A 22,556-nucleotide genomic window follows, 5' to 3' on the forward strand; every position below is an offset into this window, starting at 1 on the left:
GATTTTCGTTTTGCTGTTTCGCAAGGAAACATTTTGTCTTTTTGCCTATCGGCATTATAGCATATGCCAATCTTGATTGCAAGATACATGGTTTACTTTTTTGTCTCCGGAACGCTGGCAAGGGGCTTAAGACACGGAAAGGGGCTTGACAGACAGCCTGGATCCGTGGATAATACATGTAATATCTCTGGTCATTTCCGACCATTTTTCCACCTATATAATTAAAGAAGGAACTATGTACGCAAAAGCGAAAAGGTTGACACAGTGGGGATCCTGCGACCTTGGTGAACGCGGGTACAGTCCCATTGAGATCCTGCGGTACTTCTACGGAAGCGATCTGTATATCAATACAGCGGAGGCCATTTCCGGGATCCCGGCCTCCTGGCCGGGGGAGGATCTCGTCATAGGCAGCAGCGGAAACAAGGTCCGCCAGATACAGGAGCAGCTGGATGCGGTCGCCACCGTCTATTCGGCGGTTCCCAGGATCGCCGCAGATGGGATCTACGGCCCGGCCACAGCCAGGGCGGTGGAGGCGTTCCAGTCGGTCTTCGGCCTTCCGGTGACGGGAACGGTGGATTTTTCCACCTGGTATAAGATCTCCCATATTTATGTGGGAGTCACAAGGATCGCGGAACTGAAGTGAAGTCGAAAATTGTCGTCATGATTCTATTTTCGTCTTACAGCGTCCATACTACAATAAAGGAACAGAACTAAGATGCTGCAAATCTACAAAAGAAATGGAGACAGGCGTAATGACAAACAGAGAAAATGCTGCCCATAAACTGCTGCGTATTCTTGGCGCCAATGGAGGCTACCTGGGCTTTTATTATACGGCCACTGCCATTGAGATCGTCATGGACAGCGGAAAGACCATTTATCAGTGCAAGTGGCTGTATAATGAAGTGGCCGAACGTTATCATACAACGCCCTTCTGTGTGGAAAGGAACATAAGGACTATGGTAGATATGATATGGAATTATGGAAACCGGCAGTTCTTAAAGGAGCTGGTTCCGTATCCATTCAATGCCAAGCCGAAGAACGCCCAGTTCATTGACGGTCTGGTGGCCTATATGGCGGAGCATGAAGAAGAATAAGGCCGTTTCCAGTGGAAGGCCGGAGTCCCGTACAGGGGACTCCGGTCTTTTCCTTCCCTGCTGAATCTCCGCGGAAACACTTGCCAAATCCGTTCCCCATGGGTTATAATAAATGAATCTGCCATATAGAACAGAAGGAGAAAGCAATGAAAAAGATTCTTGACCGGATCACAGAGGAAATGAAAAGGGCTTTCACCGCCGCAGGCTACGACGCCACCTACGGTAAGGTGACTTTATCCAACCGCCCGGACCTCTGCGAATATCAGTGTAATGGCGCCATGGCTGCGGCCAAAGCCTATAAAAAGAAACCCATCGACATCGCAAACGGTGTGGTAGAGCATTTAAAGGACAGCGAGATCTTCGAGGAGGTTTCCGCTGTTATGCCGGGCTTCATTAACCTGAAGATCGGAAGCGGCTTTCTGGCCGATTATATGAATGGGATGCGGACTGGAGAGAAGCTGGGAATGGAGCCGGCGGAGCATCCGGAGACTGTGATCGTGGACTACGGCGGAGCCAATGTGGCAAAGCCCCTGCACGTGGGCCATCTCCGTGCCGCTGTCATCGGTGAAGCCATTAAGCGCATGGGCCGTTTTGTGGGCCATAAGGTGATCGGCGATGTTCATCTGGGAGACTGGGGGCTCCAGATGGGTCTGATCATTGAGGAATTAAAGGAGCGTCAGCCGGAGCTCTGCTATTTTGACGAAGGCTATACAGGAGAGTATCCTGAGGAGCCGCCCTTTACGATTTCTGAGTTAGAGGAGATCTATCCGGCAGCCAGTGCAAAATCCAAGGTGGATGAGGCGTTTAAGGAGAGGGCCCAGGAGGCCACCTTTAAGCTCCAGAGCGGGTATGCGCCCTACCGTGCCATCTGGAACCATATCATGAGCGTATCCTTAAAGGATCTAAAGAAAAATTACTCCAATCTGAACGTGGAGTTTGACTTATGGAAGGGTGAAAGCGATGCCCAGCCCTATATCCCCGCGATGATCGATGATCTTGTGGAAAAGGGCCTGGCCTATGAGAGCCAGGGAGCCCTGGTGGTGGATATTGCAGAGGAGACAGATACCAAGGAGCTGCCGCCCTGCATCATCAGGAAATCCGACGGGGCTGCTCTTTATGCCACCTCCGACCTGGCCACCATTGTGGAGAGGGAGCAGGATTTCCATCCGGACCACTATATTTATGTGGTGGACAAGCGTCAGGACCTTCATTTCACCCAGGTGTTCCGGGTGGCAAAGAAGGCCGGGATCGTGGCACCGGAGCGGAAAATGGATTTCGTAGGCTTCGGGACCATGAACGGCAAAGACGGAAAGCCCTTTAAGACCAGGGAAGGCGGAGTCATGCGGCTGGAAAACCTGATCGCTGATATCAGCGAAGCCGCCTACAACCGGATCATGGAAAACCGGACCATCTCTCCGGAGGAAGCCCGGGAGACCGCAAAGATCGTGGGACTGGCCGCATTAAAATACGGCGACCTTTCCAACCAGGCCACCAAGGATTATGTGTTCGATATCGAGCGGTTCACGTCCTTTGAGGGAAATACGGGGCCGTATATCCTCTATACCATTGCCCGTATCAATTCGATCCTGAAAAAATATGAGGCTGTCTGCGGGACTCCGAAAGATCCGGTGATCCTGCCGCCGGAGGCAGAGCCGGAGAAGACTCTGATGCTGGCCTTATCCAGATTCAGCGAGGTAATGGAGGCAGGCTTTGAAGAACTGGCTCCCCATAAGATCTGTGCGTATATTTATGAGCTTTCCAACGCTTTAAACCACTTCTACCATGAAACGAAGATCATTGCAGAAGAGGATAAAGAGAAGCAGGCGGGATATATCGGCCTGGTAACGCTCACCAGGAGCGTGCTCACCACCTGCATCGATCTTCTGGGCTTTGAAGCACCGGAGCGGATGTAGGATCCTGCAGGACCAGAGGACTGGAAACAGGACAGGGGGGCATCATGGAGGTAACCGGACTTTCCGCAGATACCTTCTGGAAAGGTGAAACGGAGATCAGAGGAGAAGTGACCGACGGTACGGAACGGTACAGAGTCCGTATTCTGCGCAAGGGTAGTCAGATTTTTGACTACTCTTGTTCTCGTGTGGATAAAAATGGGAAGCGGACCGGGTATTGCTCGCTGGGCTGCCATGGAGAAGGAGGAAGCACAGTCCTCTGCCCCCATGGAGAGGCTGTATATGGAGCGTATATAAGAAAGGAAGGGACGGAGGGCCTGAAACCGGTATCCACGTCCCAGAAGGTCCGCTTCATGGTACGGGAGTATACCAACCGGGAGGTGGGCCGGATCATGGGAGACGGAGAAGAGGGGCGGATGAAGCTGATCCCCCTGGTCTCTTTTTCCAGGGACCAGATCCGGGTCCGCTTCCAGATCTTCCGGGAAAAGGTCTTTCCGGTAAAGGATCTGGTGACCTTTTCCCAGGCTGTGGAGTTTGAACGGTTCCTGGAGTACGGGAAAGGAAGATCCTTTCACCACAGTCTGACAGCCTTTGAGGAGGAGTGCCGCCCCCTGGTGCTTCTGGTCCTGGAGCTGGTGGGCGCATACAGGGAGTCCTATGCCCAGTTTAAGCGGGGAGCTCTGGAGACAGAGCCGGTCCTTAAGGAACTGGTCCTGGGAAAGTCTGCCCGGGAGCGTTTTTTTGGGATCCTGGAAGGCAGGAGCCTGGAATGTGAGGATCCCCGCCGCCAGAAGCGGAACCTGACGGTAAAAAAGGAAAATCCGAAGATCTGCTTCCGGGTGGAGAAAACTGGAAAGGACGGGGTAAAGCTCACAGTTCCGGAAGAGATCATGGCGTTTTCTGGCGAAAAGCATCTGCTTGTGGCGGACTGGGGATCGGTCTGCATCTGCGACCAGGAATACACGGACGCATTGACGGTCCTGATGGAATATACGGTCATGGGCCAGGACGCGGAGAGGGAGATCTTCATCAATGACCGGGATATGCCTCTGTTTTATGAACGCGTCTTAAAGAAGCTGGATATGCTGAAGCTTCTGGAGGTCCGGGACCTGGATCTGGAAAGCTTCCGGCCAAAGGAGCTTAAGTGCTCCTTTTATTTCGACAGTCCGGGCCCCCGGGAAGTGACTCTGAGACCGGAGCTGTCCTACGGGGATTTTTCCTTTCACCCTCTGGAGGACGAAAATGTGCCCAGAGAGATCTGCCGGGATGTTCCGGGAGAATTCCGGGTGAGCCAGACCATTACCCGGTATTTTAAATATACGGAGGATGGAACCAGGAATCTGGTGATCCGGAATGACGATGAAGCAGTCTACCGCCTTATTTCCGGGGGAATGGGCCAGTTCATGGAGCTGGGAGAGATCTTCCTTTCGGAGTCCTTTAAGAAATTCCGGGTCCTGCCGCCGGCAGACGTATCCGTAAGAGTAAAGGCAGAGGACCGGTGGCTGGATCTGGAGGTGGAGACCGATGGGATCTCCAGGGAGGAATTAAGTGCCATCCTGGCAGAGTATGACGCCGGGAAGAAGTTTTACCGGATGAAAAACGGAGATTTCCTGGCTCTGGGAGATGACGGCCTTCTGACGGTATCCAGGCTGGCCAGAAGCCTGGGAGTGGAAAAGGAGCTGGCAGGACCGGCGCCGATCCGCCTTCCCATGTACCGCGCCATGTTCCTGGACGGAATGCTCAAGGAGGACCGGAGCGTGAGCTTTTACCGGGACCAGCTTTTTAAGGCAGTGGTCCGGGGCATGAAGGACGTGGAGGACAGTGAATTTGAGATACCGGAGCCGTTTGCCGCTGTACTGAGGGGCTACCAGAAAACGGGGTACCGGTGGCTGAAGAGCCTGGACGCTTATGGCTTCGGCGGGATCCTGGCCGATGAAATGGGGCTGGGAAAGACGATCCAGATCATCGCCCTGCTCCTGGATGAAAAAAGACAGGGCGGCGGAAGGACCCTGATCGTATGTCCTGCCTCCCTGGTCTATAACTGGGAAAACGAGATCGTCCGGTTTGCGCCGGAGCTTTCTGTGGCCGCCGCAGCCGGAAGCCAGGGAGAGAGGGAGCAGCTTTTTGAACGGCTTTCGGCGGAAAAGGATGGGGGAACGGACGTTGTCATTACCTCCTACGATCTGCTGAAGCGGGACCTGGCCTTTTACCGGTCCATGGATTTCCGCTACCAGATCATCGACGAGGCCCAATACATCAAAAATGCGGCGACCCAGGCGTCCAGGGCTGTAAAATCCGTCAGTGCCAGGACCAGGTTTGCCCTGACGGGAACTCCCATGGAAAACCATCTGGGAGAGCTGTGGAGCATCTTTGATTTTCTCATGCCCGGCTTTCTGTTCACATATCAGAAGTTTAAAAAGACCTTTGAGACCCCCATTGTGCGGGACGGGAGCCGTGAGGCCCTGGAACGGCTTCACCGGATGATCGGCCCGTTCCTGCTCAGAAGGTTGAAAAGGGATGTGCTGAAGGAGCTTCCATCCAAAATGGAAACAGTGCTCTATTCCCGGATGGAGGGAGAGCAGAAGCGGATCTATACGGCCAGTGCAGCCGCATTAAAGGAGCGGCTGCTGGCCGGGGAACTGGAGACAGGGGAGGACAGGATGCAGATCCTGGCGGAGCTTCTGCGCCTCAGACAGATCTGCTGCGATCCGTCCCTGTGCTTTCCGCGGTATAAGGGCGGATCGGCCAAGCTGGAAACGTGCATGGAGCTTCTGGAAAACGGGACCAGGGCTGGTCATAAGATCCTTTTATTTTCCCAGTTCACGTCCATGCTGGATGTGATCGCCGGGAGGCTTTCAAAGGAAAAGATCCGCTTCTACATGCTGACCGGGGCCACGCCAAAGGGCCGGCGGATGCAGATGGTATCGGACTTCCACAAGGATGATGTGATGGTGTTCCTGATCTCCTTAAAAGCCGGAGGAACGGGCCTTAACCTGACGGCGGCGGATGTGGTGATCCACTATGATCCATGGTGGAACGCGGCGGCCGAGGACCAGGCCACGGACCGGGCCCACCGCATGGGACAGGAAAACCAGGTGACCGTATTCCGGCTGGTCACCAGCCACACAGTGGAGGAAAATATCCTGAAGCTGCAGGAAAGAAAAAGGGATCTGGCGGACTCGGTGGTCACTGAAGGGACCGGAAGCTTCGCCGGACTCACCAGAGAGGACCTGCTGGCCATGCTTGACACATGATCGCGTGAAAATCGTCAGAAAATATTAAGATTCTGACGGCGGGAGCATGGTATACTTGAGAGTACGAAAATCTACAATGCAGGGAGACAGACAATGTTTAAGAGAACACGGATCTTGAGCCTGGGACTGGCCATGGCCCTTTGTATGGCCCAGACGGCCCAGGCAGAAATACTGATCACACCACTGGACGTCAGCAATCCGGCAGGCCAGGGAGTCCAGATCGTGCCGGAGAGCCAGAGTGGGGCGGGAACCCAGGCCCAGAACCAGCCAGGCCCCCAGGCGGGGAACCAGAGCATCCAGTCCGGCTCCACAGGTCCCCAGGCGGGAGATCTGAGCACCCAGTCCGGCCCTACGGGCTCCCAGACAGGGACTGTGACCGCTCCGGCCTCCGGGATCCTGGAATACAGAACAAACGCACCGGTAAACGGAACGGCCGGAGCCGTCCAGGACATGGAGCTTTCCATGCCGGCAGTGTCGGCGGAGGCGGCCATTCTTTTTGATGCCACCCATAATACAGTGCTGTTTGAAAAAAATGCAGATGAAAAGCTGTACCCGGCCAGCATCACAAAGCTGATGACGGCTCTTCTGGTGCTGGAAAAGGCAGATCTGAACGATACGGTGGTATTTTCTAAAACCGCAGTGACGAACCTGGAATCCGGGGCAGTGACCTTAAATCTCCAGGAGGGGGACCGGGTATCAGTCCGGGACTGTTTATACGGTCTTCTGCTGAAATCGGCCAATGAGGTAGCCAACGGGCTGGCAGAGCATGTGGGAGGAAGTATCCAGGGATTTGCAGACCTGATGAACCAGAGGGCAGCAGAGCTGGGGTGTACGGGGACCCATTTCACCAATCCCAGCGGCCTCAATGACCCGGACCACTATACTACGGCCAGGGACATGGCGAAGATCGCCGGGGCCGCCTTTAAAAATGAGACGCTCCAAAAGATCAGCTCCTCCTTAAGCTATGAGTTCCCGGCTACAAAGGCGGCAGCCGCCCGTACCATCACGCCGGGCCACAAAATGCTCTATCCCAGTGATTCCAGATATTACGAAGGGATGGTGGGCGGAAAGACCGGGTATACTTCCCTCGCGGGGAATACCCTGGTAACGTGTACAGAAAAGGATGGGGTCCGGCTGATCGCTGTGGTATTAAAGGCCAGAAGCACCCATTACGGGGATACGAAGGCCATGCTGGATTATGGCTATAAAAAGCTCCAGGCATTCGGCAGCGGCCCGTACCATCAGTGGGTGCAGAACGGAGACGGCTGGTATTTCCGCACGGCTGACGGACAGCTCCTTAAGGGGTGCCGGGCGGTCATCGACGGAGCGGAATATGGCTTTGACGATGCTGGAAAAATGCAGAAGGGCTGGCAGAAGTACGGAGAGGACTGGTACTATTTCCGTTCAGACGGCTCTATGGTAAAGAATGACTGGAGACAGGACGGGGATAAGTGGTTCTATCTGGGGAGCGGAGGAGCCATGGTCCGGAACGCCTGGATCGATCAGACGTATTATGTCGGGGCAGACGGCGTCTGGGTCCGGCAGTAGGTTAAATTTTGGAAAGGAACAGAAAAATATGAAAAATCCGATCAGAGTTACAGAGGCAGAATATGAGAACAGAAAAACAGGGGAAAAAGCCACCGGCTGTACCGTTCTGATCCACGGTGAGATCAAGGCAGTGCTGGACCAGCTGATGAAGGAAAATCCGGAGATCAAATCCTATGGACAGGCCCTGGCAGGAATCGTTGATCTGGGCGTCAGCGTACTGGAGAGCCAGGCCCAGGCAGTCCAGGCCCGGGCGGCAGAGGCCCAGGAGAACGCCTCTGACCATAAGGAATAAGAGACATGGGGATCATTCCCGGCCTTCTGGCTGGCGGAGCGGCCGCGGCTCTGTTCCTGGGACGTTCGGAGTATGAAAAGGACTGCCTGGTGACGGACACCTATGAGATCTGCTCTCCGAAGCTTACGGAAGGCGGCCGGACCCTTGTTTTTTTAACAGACCTTCATGATAAAGAGTTTGGTCCCGGCAACCGGCGGCTGCTGGAGACCATAAGAGCCGCAGGGCCGGACGCTGTCCTCATCGGCGGCGACATGATGGTGGCAAAGGGGAAGGGCGAACTGGAAACGTCTCTGAGGCTTATAAAGGCCCTGGCCGGGGAATTTCCTGTATACTGCGGCAACGGCAACCACGAGCTCCGTATGAAAAACAAGACGGAGATCTACGGAAACAAGTACTGGGAATACAGGGAGGCCCTGGAAAAAATGGGGGTCGTCCATGTTTCAGACGGCCATGTATGCCTGGACAGGGATCTGGTCCTTTACGGGGTGGACCTGCCGGAACGGTATTACCGGCCGGGAACGCCGTCCATGGAGCCGGGATTTATGGAAAAGGCCTTGGGAAAGTCAGATGAAAAACGGTTTTCCATTCTCCTGGCCCATTCTCCTGTGTTTTTTGAGGAATATGCGGCCTGGGGGGCGGATCTGACCCTTTCGGGCCATTTTCACGGCGGAACCATCCGTCTGCCCGTTCTGGGAGGGGTCATGACGCCCCAGTATCAGTTTTTTTACCCCCGCTGTGCCGGTGAATTTACGGATGAGAAAGGGCGCAGGATGCTGGTGGGCCGGGGACTGGGGACCCATTCCATCAATATCAGGTTCTGTGACAAACCACAAGTTCTAGTGGTGAAATTAAAACCGTAAACAATATTTTGTTGCATAATCTTTTGGCAAACCTATTTACAGCAGATGAAAAGTCTGATATACTGTGTTAGCAATGCCCAGGAAGAGAGTTCCGGAACGCGGGACTCTCTTTTTATAGCCGGCGGCTGCCGGAGGGCTTCCGGAGGCGGATCCCGACAACAGCCCCGGGCGGAGGAGAGGACATGGAACTGTCGTACAAGCTGGAGAAATTTGAGGGTCCCCTGGACCTGCTGCTCCACCTGATCGAGAAAAATAAGATCAATATTTACGATATCCCCATTGCAGAGATCACGGACCAGTACCTGGAATACGTAAGCTGCATGGAAGAGGAATCCCTGGATGTGGTCAGCGAATTCCTGGTGATGGCAGCGACACTTTTGGATATCAAGGCCAGGATGCTGCTGCCCCGGGAGGTCAGTGAGGAAGGGGAGGAAGAGGATCCCCGGGCCGAACTGGTGGAACGGCTCCTGGAGTATAAGACGTATAAATACATGTCCCTGGAGCTGAAGGACATGGAAGTGGATGCAGACAAGGTCTTTTATAAGGCCCCGACGATCCCCAGAGAGGTGGAAAAGTATGAGGAGCCGGTGGATCTGGACCAGCTTCTGGACGGCCTGACCCTGTCGAAGCTCCAGAAGATCTTTGAATCCGTGATGAAGCGCCGGGAAGACAAGATCGATCCGGTGCGCAGTACCTTCGGGACCATAAAAAAGGAACCGGTGAGCCTGGAGGAAAAGATCGAGGCTGTGCTGGAATACGCTGAGAGGCACCGGAGGTTCAGCTTCCGGGGCATGCTAAGCCGCCAGAGGGACAAGACGGAGATCGTGGTCACGTTCCTGGCCCTTCTGGAGCTGATGAAAATGGGCCGGATCCATCTGACCCAGGAGCATTTGTTTGACGATATGATGATCGAGGCCCTGGAGCCGGAGGAGACCAGGGACCAGACTGGGACCCGGGCGGAGGAAATCGGATGAGAGTAGAGGATTTAAGGGAGCAGGAGGCCGTTGTGGAGGCCGTGCTCTTTACCATGGGCCGGTCAGTGGAGATCCGGCAGCTGGCTGCGGCCCTGGAAACGGGAGAACCGGAGGCAGAGGCTGCCGCAGAAAGGCTGAAGGCCCGTTATGAGGAGAGTGTCTGCGGAATGCAGGTGCTGCGGCTGGAAAACAGCTATCAGATGTGTACCAGGACCGGATATTATGAAAACCTGATCCGGGTGGCTGCGGCGCCGAAAAAGCAGGTGCTGTCGGACGTAGTCCTGGAGACCCTGGCCATTATTGCTTATAAGCAGCCGGTGACCAAGGCGGATATTGAGAAAATAAGAGGCGTCAAATCGGATCATGCGGTGAACCGCCTCATTGAATATAATCTGGTTTATGAGGCAGGAAGGCTGGACGCGCCGGGAAAACCGGCACTGTTTGCGACCACAGAGGAATTCCTGCGGAGATTTGGAGTGAGCTCCACGGAGAATCTGCCGGAGATGGATCTGGAACAGAAAGAAGAGATCCGGTCAGAGGTAGAGGAGGAGCTGAATCTGAAGGCAGGCCCAGGCGGGCTGCTGGATGGAACGACAGAAAACGAGGAGGAACAGGACCATGAGATGCAGTGATATCAAAGTCATAAAAAAAGACGGCACCCGGGAGGATTTTAATGTACAGAAGGTGGTGGTGGCCGTCAATAAGTCCGCCAACCGGGCTATGATCACATTTTCCCGGGCGGAGATCAATTTTATCTGCCAGTTCGTAGAGGAGAAGGCAGAGCAGATGGAGGTGGGCGAGATCCCCATTGCCCAGATGCACAACATTGTGGAGGGAGCCCTGGAGCGGGTCAATCCCCTGGTGGCCAAGAGCTACCGGGATTACAGGAACTATAAGCAGGATTTCGTGCAGATGCTGGACGAGGTGTACAAAAAGAGCCAGTCCATCATGTACATCGGAGACAAGGAAAACAGCAATACGGACAGTGCCCTGGTATCCACCAAGAGGAGCCTGATCTTCAACGAGCTGAATAAGTCCCTGTACCAGAAATTTTTCATGACCGTGGAGGAGCTCCAGGCCTGCCGGGACGGATATCTGTATATCCATGATATGTCCGCCCGCCGCGATACCATGAACTGCTGTCTTTTTGATGTGCAGACTGTGCTCACCGGCGGCTTTGAAATGGGGAACCTGTGGTATAACGAGCCCAAGACCCTGGACGTGGCCTTTGACGTGATCGGAGATATCGTTTTAAGCGCTGCCAGCCAGCAGTACGGCGGCTTTACAGTCCCCAGTGTGGAAAATATCCTGGCCCCTTATGCGGAAAAGTCCTATGAAAAATATATTAAAAAATATACGGACCTGGGCATTTCTGAGGAGAAAGCAAAGGAAGTGGCCTGGAACGACGTCCAGAGGGACATGGAGCAGGGCTTCCAGGGCTGGGAGTACAAGTTTAATTCCGTTTCCTCCAGCCGCGGGGATTACCCCTTTATCACTATGACCGCAGGGACCGGGACCAGCCGGTTCGCCAAAATGGCCACTATTACCATGCTGAACGTCAGAAGAAAGGGACAGGGAAAGAAAGACCATAAAAAGCCGGTCCTTTTCCCGAAGCTGGTATTCCTTTATGATGAAAACCTCCACGGCCCCGGAAAGGAGCTGGAGGATGTGTTTGAGGCGGGGATCGAGTGCTCCTCCCGGACCATGTATCCAGACTGGCTGTCCCTGACAGGAGAGGGCTATATTGCCAGCATGTATAAGAAATATGGAAAGATCATCAGCCCCATGGGCTGCCGCGCCTTCCTGTCCCCCTGGTACGAAAGAGGTGGAATGGAGCCGGCGGACGAACAGGATTCTCCTGTATTCGTGGGCCGCTTCAACATCGGCGTCGTAAGCCTGCACCTGCCCATGATCCTGGCAAAGGCCCGCCAGGAGAGCCGCGATTTCTACCAGGTCCTGGACTACTATCTGGAGCTGATCCGGAAGATCCATATCCGCACCTACGCATATCTGGGCGAGATGCGGGCCTCCACCAATCCGCTGGCTTACTGCGAGGGCGGCTTTTACGGCGGCCACCTGGGCCTCCACGATAAGATCAAGCCTCTCCTTAAAACAGCCACCGCATCCTTCGGGATCACAGCCTTTAATGAGCTCCAGCAGCTTTACAACGGCAAGTCCCTGGTGGAGGACGGCCAGTTTGCCCTGGAGGTGCTCCAGCACATCAACGACAAGGTCAACGAATTCAAGGAGGCCGACGGAAACCTGTACGCCATCTATGCCACACCGGCGGAGAACCTGTGCGGCCTCCAGGTAAAGCAGTTCAGGGAAAAATACGGGATCGTGGAGAACGTGTCCGACCGGGAGTACGTAAGCAACGGCTTCCACTGCCATGTGACCGAGGATATCACCCCCATTGAGAAGCAGAATCTGGAATACCGGTTCTGGGAGCTCTCCAACGGAGGAAAGATCCAGTATGTGAAGTATCCCATCGACTATAACAAAGAAGCCATCAAATCCCTGGTGCGCCGGGCTATGAAGATGGGCTTCTACGAGGGCGTGAACCTGTCCCTTTCCTACTGCGACGACTGCGGCCACGAAGAGCTGAACATGGACGTATGCCCGGTCTGCGGCAGCAAAAACCTGACAAAGATCGACCGGATGAACGGCTACCTAAGCTACTCCCGTGTCAAAGGCGACACCCGCCTAAACGACGCCAAAATGGCCGAGATCGCCGAAAGGAAAAGTATGTAATCCAGCAAAGCCGTGCGGCAGAGCCTTCCAGGACCCGCCGTGCGAGCTTGCTCGCAAAGGAGGGGCCGGGAAGGCTCTGCCATAGGGCGCAGCCCTCACATGAATCATTGGGCGTCCATAAAGGCCACTTTTGGAATTCCCATTCCCCTCGCCCAATGATGAATGTCACGGCTTTGCACCCCGCGGAAGGAGTTACCCGCCGTGCGATCCTGTTTACCAAGGCGTGTCCGGGAAGCCTCTGCCATAAGGCGCAGCCCCCACACTCCGGACGGAAAGAAAGGAAAATACCCATGCGATACCATAATATTACCAAAGACGACATGTTAAACGGCGACGGCCTGCGCACCGTCCTGTGGGTGGCAGGCTGTAGCCATGGCTGCAAGAACTGCCACAATCCCATCACCTGGGATATCTGCGGCGGGATCCCCTTCGACGATGCGGCCAGAGAGGAGCTGTTTGCCGAGCTCAGTCAGCCCTACATCTCCGGCGTTACCATGAGCGGCGGCGATCCCCTCCACATGGCCAACCGGGACGAGATCGGAGCCCTCATAAAGGAGATCCATGAAACCTTCCCGGACAAGACCATCTGGATCTATACCGGCTATCTTTGGGAGGAGGTAAAAGACCTTCCATTTATGCCCCTGGCAGACGTACTGGTGGACGGTCCTTTTATAGAAGAACAAAAAGACACCGCCCTTCACTGGAAGGGCAGTGCCAATCAGAGAGTCATTGATGTGAAGCGGTCCCTGGCCGAAGGCCGTGTGGTCCTCCACGCCTGATCCCGCCGGAGCGGAGCGTCCGGCGCTCCATCCCGCAGAGGGAGACCTTGCCGCAGGCAGGCTCCTTCCTTATCTTCCAGAATCCCGCGAAAGTCTCACCGCCTTCCCCGAAACCAAGGATTCCTTTACCGCATCCAATAGTTCCAGAACAGAGATCACGTCCGTCCCCGGGATGAGCGCGGTCTCTTTTTTACTGCGGACACAGTCCACAAAATACTCCGTTTCCTCCCGGTACGGATCGTATCTGGGAATTTCCAGCTCCTCTCCAGGCTTATCCGCCTTATAAAGCGTCATGGCCCCATCCCGGCTCTCATAGACCACAGAGGCCCTTTCGCCATTTACCCGGAAGGACGCGGAAAACGGGAAATTCCCGATCATATCCATAAAGCCCTCGGCCACTGCCGGAACACCCGAGGAAAAGCGCAGGCAGGTGGAAACGTTGTTAAAGCATCCGTTCTCCTCCCTATCCCCAATGGCGTAAACCGTTTCCGCCGGACCGAAAACACTGTATAAAAAATCAAGCTCATGGATATGGAGATCATAAAGCCCTCCGCCGGATTTTTCCGGATCCTGGTGCCAGACAGTCCAGTCCGGGTGAGAGGAGAGACGGCTCATGTAGACATTTTTTATCCTCCCCAGCTGTCCGCTCCGGATCAGCCGGGCCAGGGCCCTGTACTCCGGCCAGAAACGGACCACCTGCATGACCATAAAGGGAACGTCTGCGTCCGCTGCCTCCGCCACCAGCCTCCGGGCCGTCTCTGCATCCAGGGCCAGGGGCTTTTCACACATCACAGGGACCCGGCGGGCCAGAGCCCGCCGGACCATCTCCTCATGGGTATAGGTGGGGGTGCAGATGAGGACCCCGTCCAGGGCCTCGTTCCGGTACATCTGCTCCTGGTCCGTATAGTAGGGGACCTGGAACCTCTCCGCTGTCTTCCTTCCCTTTTCCGTATCCCGGCCGCAGATGCAGGCCAGGGATACGGTGTCAGAAGCCTTCAGGGCTTTTCCATAGGTGACACAGATGGAGCCGGGACCGATGATCCCGATCCGGAACCTAGTGGAGATTTTTTCTGGGATCATATTCAAAGCCATTGTCCAACGGGAACAGGGGACGCGGTACGGTCTCGTAGCGGAGGGTCTTTAAATCCTCGTTGGTGCTTCCCTTCGTCAGCACCAGGATCGCTCTCTTGGCAAAGGCCTCATGCTCTTCACCCAGATATCCGAGCTTGCAGACCACAATGGGAGCTTTGGAAAGATCCAGGCCCATATCCAGGAAGACCCTGGGGCCGGCATAGCCGATGTGCTGTTCGGCCAGGATGATGTCGATATTGTGGGTACGGAACACGGCCACGTCGCCGTTGGACCGGCCAAAACCGTCCCAATCCTTTACGTAGTTCATGACGGTTCCGGTTGCAGTCACCGGGCTGGAGGTCTTTGTATCAAATTTTGCGCCGAAGGTCAGGGTGATCTCCTGACCCACCTTGCCTTCGCAGGCCTTTGTGGCCTCGGGATCATAAAAGCCGCCGTAAGCCACCGGGTGCGGGAGAGAGAGGACTCTTTCATCAGCGATGAGCATTTTTACAAACTCTGTCACATCCGAAGAGGAGCCGGCTGTGGGGTTGTCTCCGGAGTCGGAAAGGAATACGGGATACTGTCCCCTTCCAATGGACTCGAAGGCTGCGTCGATGGCTTCTTTTTCATGGAGAGCCTCGGTCTGGAAGCAGAATTCATCCTTTTTGGACCAGATAAAGTCTGCCAGCCGCAGGGCCTCTGCATCTGCCAGCTCCTGGTTTTCCGCAACCACATAAACGGCTACGGAGCTGTCCGGGTTGTCGGCCCAGGGGAAGCCCATCAGATAGGAGGCGGCCATGATGCCCTCCTTTTTCTCGGTCTCACGGAGTTCATTGATCAGCGTGATCATGGGCTCCACAGTGGTGGAGGACTGCTCTCCTGCAATGAGGATGGGGACCCGTACCCAGGCAGATTTTGCCTGAACGCCGTCGTTTAAGGCATGGATGGTCATTTTTGCTGCATGGATGCCGGTCTCAGTGCAGTCTGTATGGGGCGCGCACTTATAGCCCACGAAGCCGTTGCAGTTTTTGTGCATCCGTTCGGTCATGGTAGTGTGCATGTCCAGGGATGCGAAGATCGGGATATCCGGGAACAGCTTTCTCAGATCCTCTAATAAATAGCCCTCAGCGTCTCCGATCTTTTTGATCCGCATGGAGCCGTGGAGGGAAAGGGTGATGGCATCCAACGGTTTTTTCTCGTTTTCCTTTCTGGCCACCTCAAGAATTTCATTTTTTATGCCCTGGTAGAAGTCGTAGTCCACCTCTCCGTTGGGGACAGCACGGCAGGAAACAGCCGGGACCACTTCATAGCCTGCGTCCATTAAGGTCTTTACAACGCCGGTCAGGGAATCGTTATCGCGGAAGTTCTCAAAAAATTCCTGTCCGCGGAGTACACGGAATTCGTTCTCTCCCGCAACGATGGGGTTGAAGGAGTTGGATTCATGATGCATGGCTGCAACTAAGACTCGTTTCATTCTGATACCTCTCCTGTATAAATTTTTTGATAATAAGGGGCTGAAGGTTTTATATTCAAACCACCGCGTTTATTTTACCACTGTACTGCGTCTTTGTAAATAAAACCGGCCTGAGATTCTAAAAAAAAGAAAAGGCAGAATAGACAAAAATGATAAAAAATTTTTGGTAAAAACATTTAAAAATAAGGAATGGAACGGATTAATTTTAAAAATACTTGTATAAAATAACAAAATACGTTATAATAAAATCTGTAATTCCGACGGGTGTAATGGCACGCCCGGCAGTATTAGGATTATACAATGAGAAGGGAGAGCTCAGAAAAGATGAGAAAGAAAATCGTATCCATCGCTCTTGCGGGCGCTATGGTGCTCAGCCTTGCCGCATGTGGAGGCGGCGATAAGGCAGCAGAGTCTACCACAGCCAAGGCCGCAGGAGAAACAACGACTGCAGATGCAGCCGCAGTAAAAGAATCCAAGGCAGCCAAACAGGAAGCGTCCACAGCCAAGTCTCCGGACAATGACATTGTGATCGCACTCCAGGCGGACGCGACCCACCTGGATCCGCACGTTTCCAGTAATGGTGTTTCCAACCAGGTCACCAACGAAATGTACGAGACACTGCTTACCTTCGACGAGGATACCAACGTGGTTCCGCTGCTTGCAAAAGAGTGGTCCGTATCCGAGGATGGTAAGTCCTATACCTTCGTATTAAACGAGGGCATCAAGTTCCACGACGGCGAGCCGTTCAACGCAGAATCCGTAAGAGCCGTATATGACCGTGGTCTGAAGGATTCCAGCTTAACGCTCCAGAGAACCATCAATGCCTGGGAGGATGTTGTGGTTGACAGCGAATACCAGGTGACTATCAAATTAAAAGAACCCAACAACACATTCATCAACAAGATCACCCAGTTCCGTATCGTATCTCCCAAGGCTATGGCTATGGAAAACGCCAGCGATTATCTTGCAAAGAACTCTGCTGGTACAGGCCCGTTCGTACTTTCTGAGAGAGTAGACGGCGGCTATACCAAGATGGTGCGCAACGAGAACTACTGGCAGGAAGGCCCGTCCGTAGACAGCCTGACCTTCCAGGTGGTTCCGGAGGATGCAGCCCGTATCGCTATGCTGCAGACTGGCGAGGCTGATGTGATCTACCCGGTACCCACCACAGACGTTGGCCAGATCGAAGGTGATCCGTCCATCATCATCGACGTGGCACCGGCAACTACATACAGATACGTAACTCTGAACACCGAGTGGGCTCTTCCGGACGGAAGAAAGCCGTTCGCTGACAAGAGAGTCCGTCAGGCGTTCAACTACGCATTTGACAGTGAGGCATACGCAAAGGTCGTATTCAACGGCTATGCGAAAGAACCCACCTCCATCTTCTCCGATTCCATCCGCTTCTTTGCTGAGCAGACTCCGTACAAGCCGGATCTGGAAAAGGCAAAGGCTCTTATGAAAGAGGCTGGATTTGAAGACGGCTTCGACGTAGAGCTGATCGTTGACAACACCACCATCGAGCAGAAGGGCGCTGTATTTGTACAGCAGCAGCTGTCCCAGATCAATGTCAACGTAAAGGTACTTCCCAACGAGTCCACTGCCAACGCAGAAAAGACAAGCGCGCCGCTTGAGGATACGACCGTTCAGATGTGGTATGTAAACTGGGCTTCCGGTTCTTACGAGGCTGACGGCTCCATGAGAAGCATCCTTCACGGCGAGAAGTTCCCGCCGGAAGGCTACAACACTGCATTCTGGAATAACGAAGAATTCAACAAGCTCCTTGATGACGCGTTAAAGATGACCGACGATACCCAGATCGCAGAGGCTTATGCCAAGGCTCAGGCAATCGCATGGGAAGAGTGCCCGTGGATCTTCTTAGGCAACGATAACACCATCAACGCTTATAAGACCTACGTGACCGGCATCCAGTACAAACCGGGCGGAACAATGGTATTCAGAACAGTTGGTCTGGATCACGAATAATATTTAATCGGAAACGGAGCAGCTAAAACTGCTCCGTTTTCATCAGGAGGTATTCAATGGGGCGCTATATAGCTAGACGTTTATTGGAAACGATTCCCTTAATGTTAATTATTTCCATTTTTGTGTTTATGTTTATCCATCTGATCCCCGGCGATCCGGCCAGGACTCTGGCAGGCGTCGAGGCGACACCGGAAGAGATCGAAGCCATCCGTGAAGAATTCGGGCTGAACGATCCGCTTTTAAAGCAGTATGCAGACTATATGATCGGCTTATTCAAAGGCGATATGGGCCGTTCCTTAAAGTCCAATATCCCGGTAACTGAGCTGATCTGGTCCAGATTCCAGTTCACCATCCAGTTAGTATGTGCAGGCCTTGTATGGGCTCCGTTTTTAGGTATCTTTATCGGCGTGATGTGTGCCATCAAACGAGGGACCTGGGCGGACCTGGGCGGTATGTTCTTAGCCATCTGCGGACTTTCTGCTCCCGGTTTCTGGCTGGGCCTTATGGGGATCCAGTTCTTCTCTGTAAAGATGGGCATGCTCCCGTCCGCAGGCCTGGAGTCCTGGAAGAGCCTGGTGCTGCCGTCTTTAGTAATGGGTACAGGTATCATGGCTACCCTTGCCAGATATTCCCGTTCCTCCATGCTTGAGACCTTAAGAGAGGATTATGTCCGTACTGCCCGCGCCAAAGGACAGAAGGAGTCCATCGTTATGTTCCGCCATGCGTTTAAGAACTCCCTGATCCAGGTCGTTACGATCCTTGGCCTTCAGATCGGCGGACTGTTATCCGGTTCCGTTATCACGGAGAACATCTTCTCCATCCCCGGAATGGGCCGTCTTCTGGTAGACTCCATCTCATTCCGTGACTATCCGGTGATCCAGGGACTTTTAATGATCTTTGCCCTCCAGTACGTTCTCATCAACCTGGTGGTTGACGTATTATACGGCGTGATCAACCCGAAGATCCGCCTCGATTAACAGCAAGCAGGAGGATATTATGCCAAACACACAGAATGAACAGGTGAAAACCGATACCTCTTTTGAGGAAAATTATATTGACGAGAACGTCAGCGTCAAAACCAATAAAACAAAAGAATTTATCAAAAAATTCATGAAGAGGAAGACCGCAGTGGCCGCCTTCTTCGTAATGTGCTTCCTTCTGCTCATGGCTCTCTTCGGACCGAGCCTTGCCCCCTATGCGCCGGAAGCATACGACTATGACAATATCCTGGCAGGCCCCAGCGCCAGCCACTTATTCGGCACAGACCAGTACGGCCGCGATATCTTCAGCCGTATTTTAGCAGGTACTCCCCTTACTCTCGGCGTATCCCTGTCCTCCGTTATCGTGGGCGCTGCCCTGGGTACGGTCCTGGGACTTCTGGCCGGCTACTACGGCGGCTGGATCGAGATGCTGGTAATGCGCGGAGCTGACGTATTATTCAGCTTCCCGGATATCCTGCTTGCCATCGCCATCGTAGCTCTTCTGGGCCCTGGCATCGTCAACGTATTCATCGCTGTGGCCGTATTTACGGTCCCCAGCTTTGCCCGTATCATGCGAAGTGCGACCCTGGCCGTGAAAGGCTCCCTCTATGTAGAGGTGGCCCGGAGCCTTGGATGTAAGGACGGACGTATCCTGTTTGTCCATATCTTCCCGGGTACGCTCCAGTCCCTGATCGTAAACTTCACCATGAGAATCGGTTCTGCCATCATGGCAGCATCTTCCTTAAGTTTCCTCGGTTTCGGCGCAAACATTGCTGACCCGGAGTGGGGCGCAATGCTTTCCCTGGGCCGAAGCTACCTGAGCACCGCACCGCACATGGTTTACCTGCCGGGTCTTGTGATCTTCATCACAGTTCTTGCATTCAACCTGTTCGGCGATGGATTAAGAGATACTCTTGACCCGAAGATCAAGTAAGAGAGGGAAATAGGAAAGGAGCCAATATGTCACAAGAAGTATTACTCAGCGTAAAAGACTTACGCACAGAATTTTTCTCCAGTAAGACCAGCAGTGTGACTGCGATCAAGGACGTTTCCTTCGATATGTACCGCGGAGAGGTCCTGGGTCTGGTGGGAGAGTCCGGATGCGGAAAGAGCGTTACGTCTTTATCGATCATGCAGTTATTAAAGGATACTCCCGGTAAGGTCACCAACGGTTCAGCTACGCTGGACGGCGTCAACCTGGTGGAAGCCAGCGACGCCCAGATCCGCGACATCCGCGGCGGCAAGATGAGCATGATCTTCCAGGAGCCCATGTCTGCATTGAACCCGTCCATGCGGATCGATAAACAGATGATCGAGACCATCCGCCTGCACCAGGATATGACCAAGGAGCAGGCTCTGGCCCATGCGGCAGATATGTTAAAGAAGGTCGGTATCCCTGATCCGGCCCGGGTATTAAAGAACTACCCGCACCAGTTATCCGGCGGTATGAGCCAGCGTGTCATGATCGCCATGGCCCTCAGCAACAACCCGGAGCTCCTGATCGCCGATGAGCCCACCACCGCCCTGGACGTGACCATCCAGGCCCAGATCCTGGACCTGATGAAAAAGCTCCAGAAGGAGGACGGCTCCAGTATCCTGCTGATCACTCATGACCTGGGCGTTGTGGCAGAGATGTGTACCCGCGTGATCGTTATGTATGCCGGAAAGATCGTGGAGATGGCACCGGTGGAGAAGCTGTTTGCCACTCCGTCCCACCCCTATACCCAGGGACTGATCGCTTCCGTGCCGAAGTTAGGTTCGGGCGTAAAAGTGCTTCCCAGCATCCCGGGCAGCGTACCGGATCTGGCTTCCATGCCGACTGGCTGCCGTTTCGCACCGCGCTGCAAGTATGCAACCGACAAGTGCAGAGAGCAGGAACCAGAGCTTTTGGATATCAGTGAAGACCAGAAGTGCAGATGCTGGCGGACACAGGAAGGGTAAGGAAACAGATTATGGAAAAGAACGTAATTCTTTCATTAAAAAATGTATCTAAGACTTTCCCAGTGGGAAAATCTCTGTTAGGCAGGCCGACAAAGTTCGTTCATGCCGTAAATGACGTAAGTTTTGACGTTTACGAAGGCGAGACCTTCTCCATCGTAGGCGAGTCCGGCTGTGGTAAGTCCACCACCGGACGTCTGATCAACCATCTTCTGATCCCGGATTCCGGCGAGATCTGGTTCCAGGGAAAAGAGATCTCCCATATCTCCCAGGATGAGATGCGTCCCATCCGTAAGGATATGCAGATGATCTTCCAGGACCCGGCGGGAAGCTTAAATCCCCGTATGAGAGTTTCTGAGCTGATCGAGGAGCCGCTCCTGATCCATACGGACATGAGTGCAGAGGAGAGGGCAAAGATCGTAAACAATCTGTTAAAGATCGTTGGTCTGAGCGATAAGCATGCCAGCCGTTATCCTCATGAGTTCTCCGGCGGACAGAAGCAGAGGATCGGAATTGCCCGTGCCCTTACGGTAAACCCCCATCTGGTGATCGCCGACGAGCCGATCTCCGCTCTGGACGTTTCCATCCAGGCACAGGTATTAAACCTTCTCCATAAGCTCCAGGAGGAGTACAAGCTGACATACGTATTTATCTCCCATGACCTTTCCGTTGTGGAGATGATCTCTGACCGTATCGCCGTTATGTACCTGGGCTTCGTTGTGGAGACCGCTCCCAAGGAAATGCTGTACAAGACTCCGCTGCATCCTTATACAGAGGCTCTTCTTTCCGCAGTTCCGATCCCGGATCCAACGCTGCATAAGGAGAGGATCATCCTGGAGGGAGATATCCCGTCCACCATCAACCTTCCCAAGGGCTGTCCCTTTGCCGCCCGGTGTAAGAAATGCAGACCGGAGTGCTTAGAGCAGAGACCGGAGAGAGTTGAGGTCGAGCCGGGCCACTTTGTTGCATGTCATCTCTATAAGAAATAGGATGGTAAATTCAGAGAAACAAGGAGACTGATAAAATGAATAAACCGTTAATTGAAGCATGTGTGGATTCCTACCAGTCCTGCGTGAACGCATGGAAGGGCGGCGCTGACAGACTTGAGCTCTGTGCTCACTTAGCCATCGGCGGCTGCACACCGTCCCCGTTCGTATTCCGCCAGGTAATGGAGGACTGCGACCATATCAAAGCAAATATCCTGATCCGTCCCCGTTTTGGCGACTTCCTCTATACAGAGAAGGAAATGGAATTAATGTGCGACGAGATCCGCATGTTCCGTCTTCTGGGAGCCAACGGCGTTGTGATCGGTGCTTTAACTCCCGACGGAGACCTGGATATGGAGAAGATGAAACGGATGATGGACTGCGCAGGCGGAATGGATGTTACGCTCCACCGTGCCTTCGATATGACCAGAGATCCCATGGAGACACTGGAAAAGGCCATTGAGCTGGGCTGTAAGACGATCCTTACATCCGGACAGCAGAGCGACGTGGTTGCCGGTAAGGATCTGTTAAAGGACGTATATGCGGCTGCCGCAGGCCGGATCGACATCATGGCTGGCTGTGGTGTTAAAAAATGGAACATCCAGGAAGTCCATGACCATACTGGAATCGTAGTTTTCCATACCACAGGAAGAAAGGGA

The 22,556-nt window shown here is 53.9% G+C and carries 18 protein-coding genes and 1 pseudogene; 17 read left to right on the forward strand and 2 right to left on the reverse strand.

Features of this window, described 5'->3' with window-relative positions:
- Window positions 1–256: 256 nt before the first annotated feature.
- The 11 genes and pseudogenes from WIH05_RS06055 to nrdG form a co-directional block, all read left to right on the forward strand.
- Window positions 257–643 (forward strand): annotated as a pseudogene (locus tag WIH05_RS06055) (peptidoglycan-binding protein); the annotation flags it as partial.
- A gap of 109 nt (window positions 644–752) precedes the next feature.
- Complete coding sequence (locus WIH05_RS06060; RefSeq protein WP_022274373.1) at window positions 753–1,094, forward strand: sporulation initiation factor Spo0A C-terminal domain-containing protein; 342 nt, start codon at window positions 753–755, stop codon at window positions 1,092–1,094.
- Between the two features lie 146 nt (window positions 1,095–1,240).
- Window positions 1,241–3,007, forward strand: coding sequence for an arginine--tRNA ligase (gene argS, locus WIH05_RS06065; protein ID WP_022274374.1), 1,767 nt, complete (start codon window positions 1,241–1,243; stop codon window positions 3,005–3,007).
- 44 nt (window positions 3,008–3,051) lie between these two features.
- Window positions 3,052–6,258: a DEAD/DEAH box helicase gene (locus tag WIH05_RS06070; RefSeq protein WP_337425125.1), complete on the forward strand. Its 3,207-nt coding sequence runs from the start codon at window positions 3,052–3,054 to the stop codon at window positions 6,256–6,258.
- Between the two features lie 93 nt (window positions 6,259–6,351).
- Window positions 6,352–7,806 (forward strand): serine hydrolase, encoded by a 1,455-nt coding sequence (locus tag WIH05_RS06075; protein WP_337425126.1) that lies wholly within the window; start codon window positions 6,352–6,354, stop codon window positions 7,804–7,806.
- A gap of 28 nt (window positions 7,807–7,834) precedes the next feature.
- Window positions 7,835–8,098, forward strand: a complete 264-nt coding sequence (locus tag WIH05_RS06080) for a hypothetical protein (RefSeq protein WP_022274378.1) — start codon at window positions 7,835–7,837, stop codon at window positions 8,096–8,098.
- Window positions 8,099–8,103: 5 nt separating this feature from the next.
- Window positions 8,104–8,958 carry a metallophosphoesterase gene (locus WIH05_RS06085; protein WP_022274379.1) on the forward strand — a complete coding sequence of 285 codons (855 nt, stop codon included), beginning with the start codon at window positions 8,104–8,106 and terminating at the stop codon, window positions 8,956–8,958.
- Between the two features lie 182 nt (window positions 8,959–9,140).
- A complete protein-coding gene (locus WIH05_RS06090) occupies window positions 9,141–9,932 on the forward strand; it encodes a segregation/condensation protein A (protein ID WP_022274380.1) in 792 nt (263 codons plus the stop codon).
- Entirely contained in the window at window positions 9,929–10,564 is a 636-nt protein-coding gene (gene scpB, locus WIH05_RS06095) for an SMC-Scp complex subunit ScpB (protein ID WP_158356943.1), read from the forward strand. Before WIH05_RS06090 ends, scpB begins: the two co-directional genes overlap by 4 nt.
- A complete protein-coding gene (gene nrdD, locus WIH05_RS06100; RefSeq protein WP_022274382.1) occupies window positions 10,551–12,683 on the forward strand; it encodes an anaerobic ribonucleoside-triphosphate reductase in 2,133 nt (710 codons plus the stop codon). The genes scpB and nrdD overlap by 14 nt, the downstream gene beginning before the upstream one ends.
- 290 nt (window positions 12,684–12,973) lie before the next feature.
- Entirely contained in the window at window positions 12,974–13,462 is a 489-nt protein-coding gene (gene nrdG / locus WIH05_RS06105) for an anaerobic ribonucleoside-triphosphate reductase activating protein (RefSeq protein WP_158356945.1), read from the forward strand.
- Window positions 13,463–13,531: 69 nt separating this feature from the next.
- Here the strand turns inward: nrdG and WIH05_RS06110 are convergent, their stop codons facing one another.
- Window positions 13,532–14,542 carry a Gfo/Idh/MocA family oxidoreductase gene (locus tag WIH05_RS06110; RefSeq protein WP_337425127.1) on the reverse strand — a complete coding sequence of 337 codons (1,011 nt, stop codon included), beginning with the start codon at window positions 14,540–14,542 and terminating at the stop codon, window positions 13,532–13,534.
- Window positions 14,517–16,007, reverse strand: a complete 1,491-nt coding sequence (locus WIH05_RS06115; RefSeq protein ID WP_022273285.1) for a M81 family metallopeptidase — start codon at window positions 16,005–16,007, stop codon at window positions 14,517–14,519. The genes WIH05_RS06110 and WIH05_RS06115 overlap by 26 nt, the downstream gene beginning before the upstream one ends.
- Window positions 16,008–16,331: 324 nt before the next feature.
- Here WIH05_RS06115 and WIH05_RS06120 point away from each other — a divergent pair, with 324 nt between their 5' ends.
- The 6 genes from WIH05_RS06120 to WIH05_RS06145 all read left to right on the forward strand — a co-directional run.
- Window positions 16,332–17,993 (forward strand): ABC transporter substrate-binding protein, encoded by a 1,662-nt coding sequence (locus WIH05_RS06120; RefSeq protein ID WP_337425128.1) that lies wholly within the window; start codon window positions 16,332–16,334, stop codon window positions 17,991–17,993.
- A gap of 56 nt (window positions 17,994–18,049) precedes the next feature.
- Complete coding sequence (locus tag WIH05_RS06125; RefSeq protein WP_022273287.1) at window positions 18,050–18,970, forward strand: ABC transporter permease; 921 nt, start codon at window positions 18,050–18,052, stop codon at window positions 18,968–18,970.
- 19 nt (window positions 18,971–18,989) lie between these two features.
- Window positions 18,990–19,907 (forward strand): ABC transporter permease subunit, encoded by a 918-nt coding sequence (locus WIH05_RS06130; RefSeq protein ID WP_022273288.1) that lies wholly within the window; start codon window positions 18,990–18,992, stop codon window positions 19,905–19,907.
- A gap of 26 nt (window positions 19,908–19,933) precedes the next feature.
- Entirely contained in the window at window positions 19,934–20,914 is a 981-nt protein-coding gene (locus WIH05_RS06135; RefSeq protein ID WP_022273289.1) for an ABC transporter ATP-binding protein, read from the forward strand.
- A gap of 11 nt (window positions 20,915–20,925) precedes the next feature.
- Window positions 20,926–21,900, forward strand: a complete 975-nt coding sequence (locus WIH05_RS06140) for an oligopeptide/dipeptide ABC transporter ATP-binding protein (protein WP_022273290.1) — start codon at window positions 20,926–20,928, stop codon at window positions 21,898–21,900.
- Between the two features lie 35 nt (window positions 21,901–21,935).
- Window positions 21,936–22,556 (forward strand): copper homeostasis protein CutC (locus tag WIH05_RS06145; protein ID WP_337425129.1); only part of this gene is annotated, 621 nt, incomplete at its 3' end.

Source organism: Alitiscatomonas sp. (assembly GCF_037242085.1).
Lineage (GTDB): Bacteria > Bacillota > Clostridia > Lachnospirales > Lachnospiraceae > Alitiscatomonas > Alitiscatomonas aceti.